16 protein-coding genes are annotated in these 16,912 nt (G+C 62.3%); 12 read left to right on the top strand and 4 right to left on the bottom strand.

Annotated features, from left to right (window positions below):
• The first annotated feature begins 10 nt into the window (after nucleotides 1-10).
• Nucleotides 11-1,081: an alcohol dehydrogenase gene (locus ACVWVY_RS36665; protein WP_456630967.1), complete on the top strand. Its 1,071-nt coding sequence runs from the start codon at nucleotides 11-13 to the stop codon at nucleotides 1,079-1,081.
• A gap of 136 nt (nucleotides 1,082-1,217) precedes the next feature.
• Complete coding sequence (locus ACVWVY_RS36660; protein ID WP_456630966.1) at nucleotides 1,218-2,300, top strand: isocitrate/isopropylmalate dehydrogenase family protein; 1,083 nt, start codon at nucleotides 1,218-1,220, stop codon at nucleotides 2,298-2,300.
• Between the two features lie 95 nt (nucleotides 2,301-2,395).
• On the opposite strand, the gene ACVWVY_RS36655 is transcribed toward ACVWVY_RS36660, so the two are convergent.
• Both ACVWVY_RS36655 and ACVWVY_RS36650 read right to left on the bottom strand, forming a co-directional pair.
• Complete coding sequence (locus tag ACVWVY_RS36655; protein WP_456630965.1) at nucleotides 2,396-3,217, bottom strand: enoyl-CoA hydratase; 822 nt, start codon at nucleotides 3,215-3,217, stop codon at nucleotides 2,396-2,398.
• A 387-nt stretch (nucleotides 3,218-3,604) separates the two neighbouring features.
• Nucleotides 3,605-4,000 (bottom strand): helix-turn-helix domain-containing protein, encoded by a 396-nt coding sequence (locus tag ACVWVY_RS36650; protein WP_212418902.1) that lies wholly within the window; start codon nucleotides 3,998-4,000, stop codon nucleotides 3,605-3,607.
• Between the two features lie 135 nt (nucleotides 4,001-4,135).
• Here ACVWVY_RS36650 and ACVWVY_RS36645 point away from each other — a divergent pair, with 135 nt between their 5' ends.
• The 4 genes from ACVWVY_RS36645 to ACVWVY_RS36630 all read left to right on the top strand — a co-directional run bounded on the left by ACVWVY_RS36645 (nucleotide 4,136) and on the right by ACVWVY_RS36630 (nucleotide 7,793).
• Nucleotides 4,136-4,612, top strand: a complete 477-nt coding sequence (locus ACVWVY_RS36645) for a hypothetical protein (protein WP_456630964.1) — start codon at nucleotides 4,136-4,138, stop codon at nucleotides 4,610-4,612.
• A gap of 269 nt (nucleotides 4,613-4,881) precedes the next feature.
• On the top strand, nucleotides 4,882-5,880 hold the full coding sequence (locus ACVWVY_RS36640) for a TRAP transporter substrate-binding protein (RefSeq protein WP_456630963.1): 999 nt from the start codon (nucleotides 4,882-4,884) through the stop codon (nucleotides 5,878-5,880).
• Nucleotides 5,881-5,961: 81 nt separating this feature from the next.
• Nucleotides 5,962-6,477 (top strand): TRAP transporter small permease, encoded by a 516-nt coding sequence (locus ACVWVY_RS36635; RefSeq protein ID WP_456630962.1) that lies wholly within the window; start codon nucleotides 5,962-5,964, stop codon nucleotides 6,475-6,477.
• A complete protein-coding gene (locus tag ACVWVY_RS36630; RefSeq protein ID WP_456630961.1) occupies nucleotides 6,474-7,793 on the top strand; it encodes a TRAP transporter large permease in 1,320 nt (439 codons plus the stop codon). The genes ACVWVY_RS36635 and ACVWVY_RS36630 overlap by 4 nt, the downstream gene beginning before the upstream one ends.
• 16 nt (nucleotides 7,794-7,809) lie before the next feature.
• On the opposite strand, the gene ACVWVY_RS36625 is transcribed toward ACVWVY_RS36630, so the two are convergent.
• Nucleotides 7,810-9,318 (bottom strand): sensor histidine kinase, encoded by a 1,509-nt coding sequence (locus ACVWVY_RS36625; protein ID WP_456630960.1) that lies wholly within the window; start codon nucleotides 9,316-9,318, stop codon nucleotides 7,810-7,812.
• 150 nt (nucleotides 9,319-9,468) lie between these two features.
• The gene (locus ACVWVY_RS36620; protein ID WP_456630959.1) at nucleotides 9,469-10,707 is read right to left on the bottom strand and encodes a serine hydrolase domain-containing protein; all 1,239 of its coding nucleotides are present in this window, start codon (nucleotides 10,705-10,707) and stop codon (nucleotides 9,469-9,471) included.
• A 138-nt stretch (nucleotides 10,708-10,845) separates the two neighbouring features.
• Between ACVWVY_RS36620 and ACVWVY_RS36615 the strand changes: the two genes are divergently transcribed.
• The 6 genes from ACVWVY_RS36615 (at nucleotide 10,846) to ACVWVY_RS36590 (ending at nucleotide 16,901) form a co-directional block, all read left to right on the top strand.
• A complete protein-coding gene (locus ACVWVY_RS36615; protein WP_456630958.1) occupies nucleotides 10,846-11,760 on the top strand; it encodes a dioxygenase family protein in 915 nt (304 codons plus the stop codon).
• A gap of 339 nt (nucleotides 11,761-12,099) precedes the next feature.
• On the top strand, nucleotides 12,100-13,416 hold the full coding sequence (locus tag ACVWVY_RS36610; RefSeq protein WP_456630957.1) for a CmpA/NrtA family ABC transporter substrate-binding protein: 1,317 nt from the start codon (nucleotides 12,100-12,102) through the stop codon (nucleotides 13,414-13,416).
• A gap of 64 nt (nucleotides 13,417-13,480) precedes the next feature.
• Nucleotides 13,481-14,389 carry a nitrate ABC transporter permease gene (gene ntrB, locus ACVWVY_RS36605; RefSeq protein WP_456630956.1) on the top strand — a complete coding sequence of 303 codons (909 nt, stop codon included), beginning with the start codon at nucleotides 13,481-13,483 and terminating at the stop codon, nucleotides 14,387-14,389.
• Between the two features lie 11 nt (nucleotides 14,390-14,400).
• Nucleotides 14,401-15,195, top strand: a complete 795-nt coding sequence (locus ACVWVY_RS36600) for an ABC transporter ATP-binding protein (RefSeq protein WP_456630955.1) — start codon at nucleotides 14,401-14,403, stop codon at nucleotides 15,193-15,195.
• Nucleotides 15,196-15,248: 53 nt separating this feature from the next.
• Nucleotides 15,249-15,674, top strand: a complete 426-nt coding sequence (locus ACVWVY_RS36595) for a globin family protein (protein WP_456630954.1) — start codon at nucleotides 15,249-15,251, stop codon at nucleotides 15,672-15,674.
• A 9-nt stretch (nucleotides 15,675-15,683) separates the two neighbouring features.
• Complete coding sequence (locus ACVWVY_RS36590) at nucleotides 15,684-16,901, top strand: NAD(P)/FAD-dependent oxidoreductase (RefSeq protein WP_456630953.1); 1,218 nt, start codon at nucleotides 15,684-15,686, stop codon at nucleotides 16,899-16,901.
• The last annotated feature ends 11 nt before the right edge of the window (nucleotides 16,902-16,912 follow it).

Here is a 16,912-nt window from a genome sequence, read left to right as displayed (position 1 = left end):
GAGAGAAGTGATGAAGAGTTTTCAGGTCGCCGAGTTCAACGCACCCCTGCAAGAGGTGGATCAGGAGACGCCGCAGCCGACGGGCACGCAGGTGCTGATCAAGGTGAAGGCGGCAGGCGTCTGCCACAGCGACCTTCACATCTGGGAAGGCGGCTATGATCTCGGCCACGGCCGCAAGCCGCTGTCGCTGAAGGACCGCGGCGTGTCGCTGCCGCGCACCATGGGGCATGAGACGGTCGGCGAGGTCGTGGCGTTCGGGCCCGACGTCACCGCGGCCGACAAGGGCGATCTCAAGGTGGGCGACACCGCCCTAGTCTATCCCTGGCTCGGCTGCGGCAAATGCGCAACCTGCGTGGGTGGCGACGAGAACATGTGCGTCGTCAAGCCGAACGCGCTCGGCGTCTATTGCGACGGCGGCTATGCCGATCACATGACGGTGCCGAATCCGAAGTACCTGTTGAATCTGAAAGGGCTCGATCCCGTTACCGCGGCGCCCTATGCCTGTTCCGGCGTCACCACTTACAGCGCGCTGAAGAAGGTCGAATTCGCCTTCAACTCGCCGATCGTCATCTTCGGCGCCGGCGGGCTCGGGCTGATGGCGCTGTCGCTGTTGAAGGCGTTGGGCGGCAAGGGCGCCATCGTGGTCGATATCGACGCGCGCAAGCGTGAAGCCGCGCAAGCCGCCGGCGCGCTCGCCACCGTCGACGGCAAGGCGCCGGATGCGCTGGAGCAACTGGCGAAGATAGCCGGCGGACCTATTCGCGCAGTGATCGATCTGGTCGGTAACGCGCAGACGACGCAGCTCGGCTTCGACTGTCTGACCAAGGGTGGCAAGCTCGTCATCGTCGGCTTGTTCGGGGGCGGCGCGCCCTGGGCCCTGCCGCTGATTCCGATCAAGGCGATCACCATCCAGGGCAGCTATGTCGGAAACCTGCGCGAAACCCAGGAATTACTCGATCTCGTTCGCAACCAGAAGATCGCGCCGATTCCGGTAACGACGATGCCGCTCGCCAAGGCAAACGAAGCGCTGACCGATTTGCAAAAGGGCAAACTGGTCGGCCGCGCAGTGCTGACGCCGTAGGCCCCGACTGCCGCCTTCGTCATTGCGAGGAGCGTAGCGACGAAGCAATCCATCTGTCCGTCATGCCGCGCTATGGATTGCTTCGCTTCGCTCGCAATGACGGCTCCCATCTTTTTTGGTCCTTCAAGGAATCCCCATGTCCGCAAACAACGCCCTCCACATTGCCGTGCTCGGCGGCGATGGCATCGGCCCTGAAGTGATGGCGCCGGCGCTGGAAGTCCTGCGCAAGATCGAGGCGACATCGGACCTCAAATTCCGCTTCACCGATGCGCCGGCCGGCGCCAACAACTATCTCGCGACTGGCAAATCGATGCCCGACAGCACCGTGCGGCTTTGCGAGGAAGCGGATGCCATCCTGCTCGGCGCCTGCGGCCTGCCGTCGGTGCGCTACCCCGATAACACCGAGATCGCGCCGCAGATCGAGTTGCGCTTCCATTTCGATCTCTATGCCGGCGTGCGCCCGGCGCGGTTGATTCCGGGCGTGCCGAGCCCGATCGTCGGCGCCGACCAGCGCGGCATCGACCTCGTGCTGATCCGGGAATCGACCGAAGGCTTGTTCGCCTCGATGGGCAAGGGCGTGGTGACGGACACCGAGGCGCGCGAGACGCTCGTGATTACGCGCAAGACCTCGGAGCGGCTGTTTGAATTCTCGTTTCGCCTCGCCGAACGCCGCAAGGCGCGCGGACGGACCAATGGCGGCTTGATGTGCGTCGACAAGGCCAACGTTTTCAGGGCGTTCGCCTTCTTTCGCGAGATGTTCGATGAGGCCGCCAAACGCCATCCCGGCGTCAAGGCGGATCGGCTCTATGTCGATGCCTGTTCGCTGATGATGGTGAAGCGTCCCTGGGACTTCGACGTCATGGTGACGGAGAACATGTTCGGCGACATTCTCTCCGATCTCGCGGCCGGCCTGATCGGAGGGCTCGGCATGGCCCCCTCGGCCGATATCGGCGACCGCTACGCCGTGTTCCAGCCGTGCCACGGCACGGCGCCTGATATCATGGGGCAGGGCAAGGCCAATCCAACTGCCATGATTCTATCGGCCGCGATGATGCTGGACTGGCTCGCCGACAAGCACGGCCTGGAAAGCGCGGCAGAGGCCGGCGAGCGCATCGAGCGCGCGGTGGACAAGGCCTATGCTGGAGCAATCAAGCCGATGGAATTCGGCGGCAGCAACGGCACCGCGGATATTACGAAAGCGGTGCTTGAGGCGCTGTAGCTTGTAGGCCGGATGAGCGGAGCGATATCCGGGACTCCTGCAACAGCAGCCCCGGACATCGCCGCGCTCATCCGGGCTACGGGAATGGCCTTGCGCTACTTTCCCTTGAACTGCGGCTTTCGCTTTTCCATGAAAGCCGTGCGCCCTTCGCGAAAATCTTCGCTGTCCATGCAGGCCATGCCGATCGCCTTGATCGCGTCGATGTCGCGCTTGCTTTCATCCTTCAACACTTCGGCTATCGTGATCTTGGCGGCCTTGATCGCCAGCGGCGCGTTGCCGGAAATGGTGCGCGCGATCTCCATGGTGGCTTCCCATAATTCCGCATCCGGCAGCACGCGGTCGACCAATCCGATCCGCAAGGCTTCCGCAGCCTCGATCCGCATGCCCGTATACATGATCAGCCGCGCCCAGGACGGCCCGACCAGCGAGACCAAATGCTTGAGGCCGTCATAGCCATAGGCGATGCCGAGTTTTGCGGCGGGAATGCCGAACTGGCTGTTGTCGGAAGCGATTCGGATATCCGTCAGCATCGCGACCTGCATGCCGCCGCCGAGGCAGAAGCCGCGGATGCAGGCAATCGTCGGCTTCGGGTAGCTCGCCAGCAGCGCACGCTGCGCCTCGCTCCGTTTCGAATATTCCTCTGAGGCCGCCGCATTGTGGCGGGTCTTTTCAAACTGGCTGATATCGGCGCCCGAGACGAAGGCCTTGTCGCCGGCGCCGACCAGGATCACGACGCGAACGTCGGGATTGTCCCGCAGTTCGACCAGCGCGAGGCCGAGGCCCTGCCACATTTCGAGCGACATCGCGTTGCGCTTGTCGGGATTGTTGAAGGTGATGACGCCGACGCCATCAATGACGCTTTGCAGGATCTTGCCGTCGGCGTGGGATGTTTCGGCGCATTTGGGGATGTCGAGCATTGGTTGCGGCTTTCAGTCGGGAAACCTGGTCCATTGTCGGACACGCTTCACGCCGAGGTCAATCGTTGACGAGGTCAATCGTTGCATCGTGACCAGCAACAGGTGGGGGGAGGGAATGCGCGATCGTCGCGCAGGGCCTGAGCTCGCGTGGCGGGCATGGCCATGACGGTGGTGGAGACTTTGCGCAAGCCAGTGCCCGCGACTATCGGCCGGAACGTGCCGCGCAGCTTTGCTGCGATGCGGCCGGATTCCGCCATTTCGCGATGGCAACAAACCGATCTTGTCCCGGCCAGATCAAGATCAGGCCCAGCGCAGCAACAGGCTACCCGGCGATTTCTCGCGTCGATTGATCGGGTCCGCGGTGCTGCGATCCAGGCGCGATAATGTCTAGCCCTCGTTGGCGGCGATCGATTCCATCAAGGACACTAACTGACGCTGTACAGTCTGGTCCTTGATCTTGCTGTAGGCACGCAACAGCCTCAGGCTGAACGCGCTGTCCAGGAACAGCAAGCTCTCAACTTCGCGCGCCTTGCCGTCGCCGTCGTAGAAGAACGTCACCGGCACGTCGAGCGCGGTAGCGATTGCCTGAAGACGAGCAGCGCCGACACGGTTGACGCCCTTCTCGTACTTCTGCACCTGCTGGAAGCTGACGCCGAGTTTGTCGCCGAGCTCCGCTTGAGAGATTTTCTGTTCCACACGCCGCAACCGAATCCGCTTGCCCAACTCGATATCGGGTTTGCCGGCGCTGCGTTGCTTCATCTTCTTCGCTGCTGATCTGTTCATTCTGGTTTTACCGTCCTTCAATCGGGAAACCCTGGCAAAAGTTAGGTCAGAGGTTCATCCGTATTTGCCGTGTTTAAAGTCAGTCCGAACCGTGAGGTTGTATAGAGAACCACAGGAATCCTGAGATATAACGGGATGGTAGCCAAACGCATGTGCGCATTGGAGCATCCTGATACCGGCGCCGCCAACCACCTAAAGCTGTCGGCACCCGGGGCGTATTTGGCAAAAACCCCGCTCTCTACATTTGACAAAATATTCGACAAACCACAACCACTGCGAGTTCAAAGGACACAGATTTTGGCCAGCATGCTTACTGCGTCGCGCCCCGGCACCGGATTTCTACGGGGTTTAACGGCAGATAATACGATCGCACGCGGTGCGTGCCGCCCGGATATCGACATGTATCGCGTAAAATTTCAGCGGGCAGTGATGTCTGATGAAATGCAGCAGAGTTCAGCTCCGGTTTTCAGATCGAGTCTGACGGGAAATTGCGGCAAGCCGCGCGCTCATGCGCCATGCGCGCCTTCGACGGAACGGGCCAAATCGATATCGCGCAACATTTGCGGCGTGTCAGTTGGCCGCGCCATGAATATCGCCGTCGACGTCGGATAGAATCGCAAGACGTTGCCTCGGCAACTGATATTCCGCGAAGCCGTGGCGAGCGCTTGCGGCAATTTGCGGACGGGGACCGGTTCGGCCCGCGCCTCCGGGCGGGGTTTTCCGATCGTCGCCCCGCCGTCTGCGGCCTATTGGCCCAGGGTACTACTCAAATTGGCTTCCACAGCCGCGCCGTTTTGCCATACGCTTTGCGGTAGTGGCCGCATCGTCGGCCAGGCCAAAGTCCCGCTTACAAGGGACGGGCATTACAGGGGAGGAACGCTATGAAGCGAAGAACCGTACTTGCGGGCCTTGGTGCGACGGCGGCCGTCGGTGTCTTGGGCATGCCATCGATCCTCAGGGCGCAAGCGCCCGTCACGCTCAACGGAGCCGTACAGTTCAACGACGACCACGCCTTCAACCGGGCACTCCTGCGGTTCGAAGAACTGGTGAAGAAATATTACGGCAAGCCGATCAACTTCACGCTGCACAGGAATTCATCGCTCGGCCTCGAAAAGCAGTATTTCGAGTACATGTCCCAGGGCAAGGCGGTCGATTACGGCATTGTCTCGCCGGCCCACATGTCGACCTTCGCCAAGGCCGCGCCGTTCATCGATGCGCCCTTTGTGTTCAAGGGCATCGACCACATGAACAAGGTCGTCGAAGCGAACATTCTGGCGCCGATCGCCGACGAAGTGGCGGCCAAGGCCGAGGTCGTTCTGATCGGCTATTCGGGCGGCGGCATCCGCAACATCTTCGCCAACAAGCCGCTCAAGAACATCGCCGATCTCAAGGGTCTCAAGGTTCGCGTGCAGGGCGCTCCGATCTGGTCGAAGACGTTTGCAGCCGTCGGCATGAGCCCGACCGTGATCGCCTACAATGAAGTCTACAACGCCATCCAGAACGGCGTGATCTCGGCCGGCGAAAACGAGGCGGCCGGTGTCGAGGCGATGAAGTTCTACGAAGTAGCACCCCACCTCAACCTGACGCAGCACGCGGTGTCGATCCGGCCGATCTGCTTCTCGGTGAAAACGCTGAAGACCCTGCCCAAGGACTTGCAGGACGCGATCATGAAGGCCGGCAAGGAGGCCGGTGACTACGGCCGTCAACTGGAGTCGAGCGAGGAGGTCGTCAAGCTCGACACGCTGGAGAAGGCCGGCAAGCTCAAGCGCGTTCCATTCGAGGAGCGCGACGCCATGAAGAAGCTCGCCGACCCCGTGATGGCCACCTACGCCAAGGAAATCGGCGCCGAAGGCATCTTCGAGAAGATCAACGTCGCCTGAGAATTGTCGCGTCCACGCGACAGGAAGTCGGGGCAAGCCAGACGGCTTGCCCCATTCCGTGATTTGATCCCCGGAGCCGTGATGACTGAAATATCGATGCCACCGAACCCGTCGCTATGGCGCCGAGCGACGGCGGCCTATGCAAAACTGCTGGAAATCCTGCTTGCCGCCTGCGTCGGCATTCTGGTCATTCCGGTCACGCTGCAGATCATCTCGCGCTACACGCCGTTCATTCCGTCCTACATCTGGACCGAGGAGATGGCGCGCTTCTTGTTCGTCTGGACGATCATGATCGGCGCCATGGTCGGCATAAGAGAGTCGCAGCATTTCGAAGTCGACATCTGGCCTGACCTGTCGCGCCGAAGCGAGGCCATGGTGCGGATTCTCGCGCGGCTCGGCGTGCTGGCGATGGCGGTGGTGTTTGTGTGGGGCGGGCTCGAATTCACGCGGTTCGCCTGGAATCGAACGTCTGAACTGGCGGATCTGCCGCTCTGGCTGATCCACGTCGCCTGGCCGGTGGCCGGCGTGACGTGGATCGCGTTTGCGGGCGAACAGATCCTTGATGAAGCGCGGATTCTGGCTGGGGCAAAACAATGAGCGGCAATGTTCTTTCTGCCGGACAGGCAGCCATGGTCCTGTTCGGGGTCTTCATCGGCCTGCTCATCATCCGCGTGCCGGTCGCCTTCGCGCTCGGGCTTGCCTGTGTGCCGATCCTTTTGATCGAACCGCATTTGTCGATCATGACGCTCGCGCAGGAGACCTTCAACGCCTACAATTCGTTCATCCTGCTGGCCGTGCCGTTCTTCCTGCTGACCGCCAACCTGATGAGCATCGGCGGCATCACCGACCGCCTGGTCGCGTTGTCGCGCTCGATGGTCGGGCATTGGCCGGGATCGCTGGCGCAGATCAATGTGGTGCTGTCGGTGTTTTTTGCCGGCATCTCCGGCTCCTCCACCGCGGACGCGGCAAGCCAATCCAAGATCTTCATCGACGCCCAGACCAAGGAGGGTTACGACCTCTCATTCTCGATCGCCATCACCGCGGTCTCGGCCGTGCTCGCCGTCATCATCCCGCCCTCGATCCTGATGATCGTGTGGGGCGGGCTGATCTCGACCTCGATCGCCGCGATGTACCTCGCCGGCATCGTGCCCGGTCTGCTGATTGCGGGCGCGCAGATGGCGACCGTGCACGTCTATGCCGTGCGCCGCGGTTATCCGACCTACCCGAAGGACAGTTGGCGGGAGATGTGCTGCGCCATCTGGCGGTCGATACCGGCGCTGATGACGCCGTTCATCATTGTCGGCGGCATCCTGCTGGGATGGTTCACCGCGACCGAGTCCGCCTGCGTCGCGGTGCTCTATTCCGTGGCGCTGTCGGCGTTCTTCTATCGCGAAACCGGCTGGCGTGAACTCTACAGGGCCTTGCTCGACACTGGGCGTCTCGCTGGTGTCGCGCTGTTCTGCGTTGGCACCGCGAGTGCGTTCGGTTGGCTGCTGGCGTATTACAAGATTCCGGAAGCGCTTCTTGCGAACGTCTCGACCTGGGGCATGGGCGCGATCACGGCCGGCTTCTTCATCGCTTTCTGCTTCCTGGTGGTGGGCTGTTTTCTCGACGCCATTCCGGCGATCGTGATCGTCGGAACCGTGTTGGAGCCGCTGGCGAAATCGGTCGACCTGCATCCCGTTCAGTTTGCGATCATCTCGATCGTGTCGCTGGCGTTCGGACTGGTGACGCCGCCCTATGGCCTGTGTCTGATGATTGCCTGTGCGATCGCGGGCGTGCGGTTGCGCTATGCGCTGAAGGACACGGCCATCATGCTGGTTCCGATGCTGCTGGTGCTGGCCGCGCTGATCGTCTGGCCCGAAGTCTCGCTGTTTCTGCCGCGGCTGATCGTGCCGGAGATGCTCAAATAGCAACCTTCGTATCGAGCTACTCCTCCCGGTCGAGCGCGCAGCTCATCGTATAGACGACGCCGCGCGGCAGGAAGTCGACGGTCGCTTCGCCGCCGAGTTGGTCGCGCGCGCTGCGCTCGATCAGCCGCGAGCCGAAGCCGCGCTGCACTGGCGCCGTGACGGGCGGGCCGCCCGCCTCGGTCCAGATCAGCCGCAGCTTGCGCCCGTCGCTTTCCTCGAGGATCTCCCAGTCCACCGCGACGGTCCCAGTGTCGTTCGACAGCGCGCCGTATTTGGCGGCATTGGTTGCGATCTCGTGCACGATCATCGACAGCACCACGGCGAGCCGCGGCGACAGCGGAACCTGCGGCCCGAACATCCGCACCCGCTCCGGAGTGTTGAGCAAATAGGGCTTCAGCACCCGCGCGATCACTTCCCGCAACTCCGCGCCCTGCCATTTTTCCTGGCTCAGCAGATTGTGCGCTTCCGCCAGCGCGCCGAGCCTTCCCTCGAACTTCGCGCGCTCGGCCCGGCTCGCGCTGCGGAACGTCTGGGTGGCGATCGACTGCAGCACCGCGAGCGTGTTCTTGACGCGATGGTTGAGTTCCTCGATCAGGAGATTGTGGAGCATCTCGCCGCGGGCGATCTGGGTTGCCATCCGCACCGCAAAGGCGAAGCCGACCATCAGGAGAACGGCGCCCATTACGCTGGTTATTGCGAGGTTGCGCCAGAGCGGCGCGACCAGCGAGCTCTCGGCGACGCCAGCGGCGACCGTCCAGCCGGTGAGCGAGGAGCGGGCAAAGCTCGTAATCAGCGGCACGCCCTCGAGCGACATCGTCGGCACGGTAGCTTCCGGATTTTGGAACATCTGCGCATACAGCGAGTCCGACGCACGCTTACCGACGGTCTCCTGCGGGTTCGGCACGCGCGCGAAATTGGTGCCTTCGCTGTCGAAGATCGAGATCGTCCATTCCCTGCTCGGCCGCTGCTGCTCGATCATGGCCTGAAAAATTTCGATCGGTGGACTGAAGGAGATGTCGTAGAGCACCTGGTCGTCCTGGATAACGGGTACTTCGACCGTCACGATCAGCCGTTTCTTCACCGACCCGAAGAACAGCTTGGAATAGACCGGCTTCCTTTCCGCGAACACCTTGTCGACCATGGCAAGGTTGTTGCGCAACGGAAGGCTCGCCGTATTCGGGTTGAGCGAGGAGAACACCTGGCGGCCTTCGCGGTTCGCCACCAGCACGACGCCGCCTTCGCCATACTGGTCGAGGAAGCCTTGGCAGATGCGGCGGAATCCCTCGAAATCCCCGTCACGCAGGGCGTTTGTCAGCGACAGCACCTGGAGCGCGCCGGTGATCCGCTGCATCTCCGCATCCAGCACGAGACGAATGCTGTAAACCGTTTCAAACACGCGTTGGGTCGCGTTTTGGCGGTCCTGCTTGTATTGATTGAAAACAATGCCGGCCGCGAAAAGAATCAGCGGCAGCGTGGTTCCCGCAACCAGAAGGGCAAGACGCACTGGCAGTGAAAGTTTCGGCAACGCACGCCCCGGATCGGCCCCCAACAACGTCCCCAAAGCATAAGAGAAGCCGCCGAATTTCGCCAAGGATAATAAGAGGATAAAGTAAGATATTCAGTCGGATTGGAGCCGCGGCCGGGTTCCGTTTATGCGAGACCCGGCCGCCGGCTCTCAGAGGTTGCTGTCGGTGATGGCGGCATACACCATCGTGCGCAGCTCGCGCCGCAACGGATAGGCGCTCGACGGCAGCACCTGCGTCATGAAGATCGTGATCAGTTCTTCCGCCGGATCGATGAAGAACGAGGTCGTTGCGGCACCCCCCCAGCTGAACTCGCCGGGACTGCCGGGGATCAGCGTCTGCGCCGGGTTCATGGTGACGGCGAAGCCGAGCCCGAAGCCGATGCCGTTGTAGGACGCCTCGCTGAACATCGATCGCGACATCGCCGGCAGATCGGCGCCGCCGGGCAGATGGTTCGATGTCATCAGGGCGAGCGTCTTCGGACCGATCAGTCTGACGCCGTCGAGTTCGCCGCCGTTGAGCAGCGCGCGGCAGAAGGTGAGATAGTCCGAAGCGGTCGAACACAATCCACCGCCGCCGGAAATGAAGGAGGGCGGCGAGAGGAACGAACTGTCTGCGGGGTCGTCCTGCAGCACCAAGCCGCCCTTTTCGGCCGAATAGCACGCCGCGAAGCGATGGGCCTTGTCCTTTGGCACGAAGAAATCGGTATCCTTCATGCCCAGCGGATCGATGATCCGTTCTTTGAGGAACTGTTCGAACGGCTTGCCGCTGATGACGCCGATGAGGTAGCCGACCACGTCGGTGGCGACCGAATAATTCCAGGCTTCGCCGGGCGAAAACTCCAGCGGAATCTTGGCGAGCCCGTCGATCATGGTTTGCAGCGTGCCGGCCTTGATCACTTCGCCGATCTTGGTCTCGCGATAGGCGGCGTCGACATTGCTGCGCTGCTGGAAGCCATAGGTAAGGCCCGAGGTATGCCGCAGCAGATCCACGATCAGCATCGGCCGCGCCGACGGACGGGTCAGGAAGGCCGGGTGCGTACCGGCCACGAACACGCCGAGGTTCTTCCATTCCGGAATGTATTTGTGCACGGGCTCGTCCAGCGCGACGAGGCCTTCCTCGACCAGCATCATGAAGGCGATGCTCGTCAGCGGCTTGGTCATCGAATAGATGCGAAAGATCGTGTCGTCCTTGACCGGCGCCCTGCGTTCGAGGTCGGCAAAGCCCTGCACGGTCGAATGCACGACCTTGCCGCGGCGATAGATCAGAAGCTGCGTCCCCGGGAAGCGGCCGGCGTCGACGTAGCGCTGCTTCAGGTGATTTTCGAGGCGATCGAGCGCAGTCTTCGACATTCCGGCTTGTTCGGGCGAGGCGGGGGTGGGAGCTAACATCGTTACGGGTCTCCGGCTGGCTATTTGCAAGCCTTGATAGCCGAAATGTGTGCTCGGTTCCAACCGGTCGCGCTTACTCCCGATGGGGCGCTGGTATAGGCTGCCGCCAGCCGTCGCCTATCCCGCAGGACAGAAAAAATGCGCCAATTCAGCGAAACCGAACTGACCGCCGCCGTTATCAGCAGTTTCGACGATACGCCGGATCCACGCGCCAAGTTCCTGCTGCAGGAATTGGTGAAATCGCTGCACGACTATGTCCGCAGGACCGATCTCACCTTCGGGGAATGGGAGGTTGCGATCGACTTCCTGACCCGGACCGGCCAGAAGTGCACCCCGATCCGGCAGGAGTTCATTCTGCTCTCCGACGTGCTCGGGGTGTCGATGCTGGTCGATGCCGTCAACCACAGGGAGCGCGAGGGCGCGACCGAGACCACGGTGCTCGGTCCGTTCTATGTCGGCGAGCACAAGGTGACGCCGCATGGCACCGATATCTCGGCCAATCTGCCGGGCGAGCGGATGTTCGTACAGAGCCGCGTCACCGACCTCAAGGGCAAGCCGCTGGCAAATGTGCCGGTGGACGTCTGGCACGCCGATGATGACGGCTTCTATGATTCCCAGAAGCCGGCCTATGCGACGGAAGGGCCGTCGTCGCGGGCGCGCTTCATGACCGATGCCGATGGAAGGTTCTTCTTCCGCACCATCCTGCCGTGCAGCTATCCCATTCCCACCGACGGCCCGGTCGGCGAGATGATCGTGCAGACCCGCCGCCACGCGATGCGGCCGGCCCATGTGCATTTCCTGGTCGACGCGCCCGGCCACCAGCCGCTAATCACGCATGTCTTCATGGACGGCGACAAATATCTCGATTCCGACGTGGTGTTCGGGGTCAAGGACGAACTGGTCGCCAAAATCGAAAAGCGCACCGATCCGACGATGCCGGATGGCAAGCCGGCGGCCACGCCATGGCACCTCATGACCTACGAATTCCGGATGAAGCCGGGCGAGGGAAGCGCGCCGAAACCGATGATGGCGAAGGCCGAAGAGGACGCTTAAGGCAACGATTGCATCGCATTGCTCAATTCTTGTGCGACGCACAAGAATTGAGCGAATCGCAAATTTGAAAAGCTGTGACCGGTTCCTGACCGGCGCCTATTTTTCTGGCATATTTCTAGCAATATACTGATATCAATCAGATTTTTGCACTGCACGAGGCTTGGCACGGGGCTTGAATAGCTAGTGCTGACGCCATCGATGCCGTCCCTTGAGACCACTCATCCGAACTGTGTCGCCGCCATTCCGGGGCCTCCCTGGAACGCGCCCTTCTGCGCCTAGCGCGGTGACCCCAATCGGACGGCCCGTTTCACGCACTGACGCAAAAGGACAATGACGCCCATGACGAAACCCAATCACACCTCGCGCCGCGGCTTCAGCCGCCGGCAGCTTCTGAAGGCGACCGGCGGCACGGCAGCCTTGCTCGCCGCCGCCAAGCTGAATTTCCCCGCCGGTGCGTTCGCGCAAGGCGCGGGTCCGGAAGTGACCAAGGCGACGCTCGGGTTCATCGCGTTGAGCGACGCCGGGCCGCTGTTCGTCGCCAAGGACAAGGGGCTGTTCGCCAAATACGGCATACCCGACGTCGAAGTCGCCAAGCAGGCATCATGGGGCACGACGCGCGACAACCTGGTGTTGGGCTCGGAAGGCAACGGCATCGACGGCGCCCATATCCTGACGCCGATGCCCTACCTGATCTCGGCGGGCAAGGTGACGCAGAACAACGTTCCGACGCCGATGTACATCCTGGCGCGGCTCAATCTCGACGCCCAGTGCATCTCGATCGCCAAGGAATATGCCGACCTCAAGATCGGGACCGACTCCTCGCCGCTGAAGGCGGTATTCGAGCAGAAGAAAGCCGCCGGCAAATCGGCCAAGGTCGCGATGACCTTCCCGGGCGGCACGCATGATCTGTGGATTCGTTACTGGCTCGCCGCCGGTGGCATCGACCCCGACAAGGACGTCGAGACTATCGTGGTGCCGCCGCCGCAGATGGTCGCCAACATGAAAGTCGGCACCATGGATGCGTTCTGCGTGGGCGAGCCGTGGAACCTGCAACTCATCAACCAGGGCATCGGCTACACCGCGGTGAACACCGGCGAAATCTGGAACAAGCATCCGGAGAAGTCGCTCGGCATGCGCGCGGCCTGGGTCGACAAATATCCGAAGGCCGCCAAGGCCATTTTGATGGCGGTCATGGAAGCGCAGCAATGGGCCGACAAGGCGGAGAACAAGAAAGAGCTCGCCACCATCATGGGCAAGCGGCAGTGGATGAATTGCCCGGTCGACGACGTTTATGACCGTTCAGCGGGCAAGTTCGACTACGGCATTCCCGGCAAGGTCGTCGAGAACTCGCCGCACATCATGAAGTATTGGCGCGATCACGCCTCTTACCCGTTCCAAAGCCACGACCTCTGGTTTCTCACCGAGGATATCCGCTGGGGCAAGTATGAAGCGGGCTTCGACACCAAGGCGCTGATCGCCAAGGTCAACCGCGAGGATCTCTGGAAGGACGCCGCCAAGACGCTGGACGTCCCCGCTGCAGAGATTCCGGCATCGACCTCGCGCGGCAAGGAGACCTTCTTCGACGGCAAGGTGTTCGATCCGGAAAACCCGACTGCGTATCTGAAGTCCCTGTCGATCAAGCGTGTTGATGTCTGATCCAAACCGGGCCGCGCGCTGGATGCGAGCGGCCCGCTTTCTTGAACATGGAGATATGATTTCAATGTCGATGCCTGCGATCAAAGCCGAAGCCACCACGGTGGCCATTCCGACCGCATCGCCGACTGCGGCGGCACCAGTGGTCACGATGACGCCGAAGCAGGCGCCGCGTGCCGAGAAATACATCAAGATGGCGAAGGAGACCGCGGTGCGCGTCGTGCCGCCGCTGGTCGTGATTGCGCTGCTGATGCTGTTCTGGGAACTGGTCTGCCGCCGCACCGGCTCGACCCTGCCGCCGCCGTCGCGCGTCTTCAAGGAAACCAAGGAGCTGATCTTCGACCCGTTCTTTGATCGCGGTGGTATCGACAAGGGTCTGTTCTGGCATTTGTCCGCCAGCCTGCAGCGCGTCGCGCTGGGCTATTCGATTGCCGCGATCGCCGGCATCGCGCTCGGCACGCTGGTCGGGCAGTCGGTATGGGCGATGCGCGGGCTCGATCCGCTGTTTCAGGTGCTTCGCACCATCCCGCCGCTGGCATGGCTGCCGTTGTCGCTCGCCGCGTTCCGTGACGGCCAGCCCTCGGCGATCTTCGTCATCTTCATCACCTCGGTCTGGCCGATCATCATCAACACCGCGGTCGGCATTCGCAACATCCCGCAGGATTATCGCAACGTCGCAGCGGTGGTGCAGCTCAATCCGCTGGAGTTCTTCTCCAAGATCATGATCCCCGCGGCGGCGCCCTACATCTTCACGGGCCTTCGCATCGGCATCGGCCTGTCGTGGCTTGCGATTGTCGCAGCCGAAATGCTGATCGGCGGCGTCGGTATCGGCTTCTTCATCTGGGACGCCTGGAATTCCTCGCACATCAGCGAAATCATCCTGGCGCTGTTCTATGTCGGCATCATCGGCTTCGTGCTCGACCGCCTGATCGCGGGACTGGCGAAGATCGTGACCCGCGGCACCGCGCTGAACTGAAGGAGCATGTCATGCACGCCTATCTGAAGCTCGACCACATCGACAAGACCTTCACCCGCGGCAACGCCACCACCGAGGTGCTGAAGGACATCAACCTGACGATCGAGAAGGGCGAATACGTCTCGATCATCGGCCATTCCGGCTGCGGCAAGTCCACGCTGCTCAACATCGTTGCCGGTCTCACCGACACCACCCAGGGCTGCGTGCTGCTGGAGAACCGCGAGGTCAATTCGCCGGGGCCGGATCGCGCGGTGGTGTTCCAGAACCACAGCCTGCTGCCCTGGCTGACGGTCTATGAGAACGTCCGGCTCGGCGTCGACAAGGTGTTCGCTTCGACCAAGACCCGCGCCGAGCGCGACGCCTGGACCATGCACAATCTCAATCTGGTGCAGATGGCGCATGCCAAGGACAAGCGTCCGTCCGAAGTGTCCGGCGGCATGAAGCAGCGCGTCGGCATCGCCCGCGCGCTCGCGATGGAGCCGAAAGTTTTGCTGCTCGACGAGCCCTTCGGTGCGCTCGACGCGCTGACCCGCGCGCATCTGCAGGACTCGGTGATGGCGCTGCACCAGAAGCTCGGCAACACCATCCTGATGATCACCCATGACGTCGACGAGGCCGTGCTGCTGTCGGACCGGATCGTGATGATGACCAACGGTCCCAGCGCCCGGATCGGCGAGGTGCTGGAAGTGCCGCTGGCGCGTCCGCGCAAACGGCTCGAGCTCGCGACCAACCCTGGCTACCTCAAATGCCGCCAGCGCGTGCTCGAGTTCCTCTACGAACGGCATCGCTTCGTCGAAGCGGCCTGAGTTTTGCTTGGTGCTGTGCGGGGCGGGGGTTGGAAGAGGCAGGAGAAGAAAAGATGACACCTGAGCAAGTCAATCTCGTGCAGCAAAGTTTCGCCAAGGTCGCTCCGATCTCCGAACAGGCCGCCGTGCTGTTCTACGACCGCCTGTTCGAAGTCGCCCCCTCGGTGAAGGCGATGTTTCCCGCCGACATGACCGAGCAGCGCAAGAAGTTGATGGGAACGCTCGCCGTCGTGGTCAACGGCCTCGGCAATCTCGGCTCGGTGTTGCCGGCCGCCAGTGCCTTGGCAAAGCGTCACGTCAGCTACGGCGCCAAGCCGGAGCACTATCCCGTTGTCGGCGGTGTGCTGTTGTGGACGCTCGAAAAGGGACTGGGCGAGGCGTGGACGTCTGACGTCGCCGATGCCTGGACCGCGGCTTACGGCACGCTGTCCGGTTACATGATCTCGGAAGCCTACGGCAAGGCTCAAGCCGCCGAGTAAGGATGCGTTATGAGCGAACCGCTTGTCATCGTCGGCAACGGCATGGCCGCTGCCCGCCTGGTCGATGAATTGGCCAAGGTGGCATTGGGCCGCTACGCCATCGCCGTGATCGGCGACGAGCCGCGGCTCGCCTATAATCGCGTGCTGTTGTCGTCGGTGCTGGCCGGCGAGACCACCTCGCAGGATATCGAGCTGCGGCCTGCGTCCTGGTGGCGCGACCGCGGCGTCACCCTGAAATATGGCTGCACGGCCACCGAGATCGACGTCGGCCGCCGCGAACTCAAGATCGAGAATGACGAGAGCGTTCCGTTTTCGAAGCTGGTGCTGACGACAGGCTCGTCGGCGCTGCGGCTCAATGTGCCGGGCGCCGACCTCGCCGGCGTGCATACGTTCCGCGATAGCCGCGACGTCGATCTTCTTCTGACGCTGGCTGCGCAGAAGAAGCGCGTCGTGGTGGTCGGCGGCGGACTGCTCGGCCTCGAGGCGGCCTATGGTCTTGCCAAGGCCGGTGCCCCGGTGACGCTGGTGCATCTGATGGACCGCCTGATGGAGCGCCAGTTGGATGCCCCCGCGGCCGAACTTTTGAAATCCCTGGTCGAGCGCAAGGGCATCGAAGTCCTGCTCAACGCCAATACTGCGCGCATCCACGGCGCGACGCGCGTCGAAGGCGTCGAACTGGTGGACGGCCGCCTCGTTCCAGCCGACGCCGTGATCTTCGCGGCCGGCATCCGGCCGAACATCGCGCTGGCCAAGGAGGCCGGCATTGCCGTCAACCGCGGAATCGTGGTCGACGACCACCTGCAGACCGGCGCGCCGGACGTATTTGCGATCGGCGAATGCGCCGAGCATCGCGGCGTCTGCTACGGACTGGTCGAGCCGGCCTATGAGCAGGCGAGGGCGCTGGCGCGGCATCTCGCCGGGCGCGAGGCTTCCTATGCCGGCAGCGTCGTTGCGACCAATCTTAAAGTCTCCGGCGTCAGCGTGTTCTCCGCCGGCGATTTCATCGGCGGCGACGGCAGCGAGACCATCGTTCTCTCAGACATCAATCACGGCACCTACAAGAAGCTTGTGATATCAGGCGGGCGATTGACCGGTGCGGTGTTGATTGGCGATGTCGGCGACGCGCTCTGGTATCTCGAACTGATCCGAACGCGGCAGCCGACGCAAAGAATTCGCGCCGACATGATGTTCGGCCGCTCGCTCGCGATCCGTTCGGAAGCTGCATGATCCGGTTGCCG

Source organism: Bradyrhizobium sp. URHC0002 (assembly GCF_054059515.1).
Note: the sequence above shows the minus strand (reverse complement) of the source record. Positions and strands in the feature narration are given on the sequence as shown.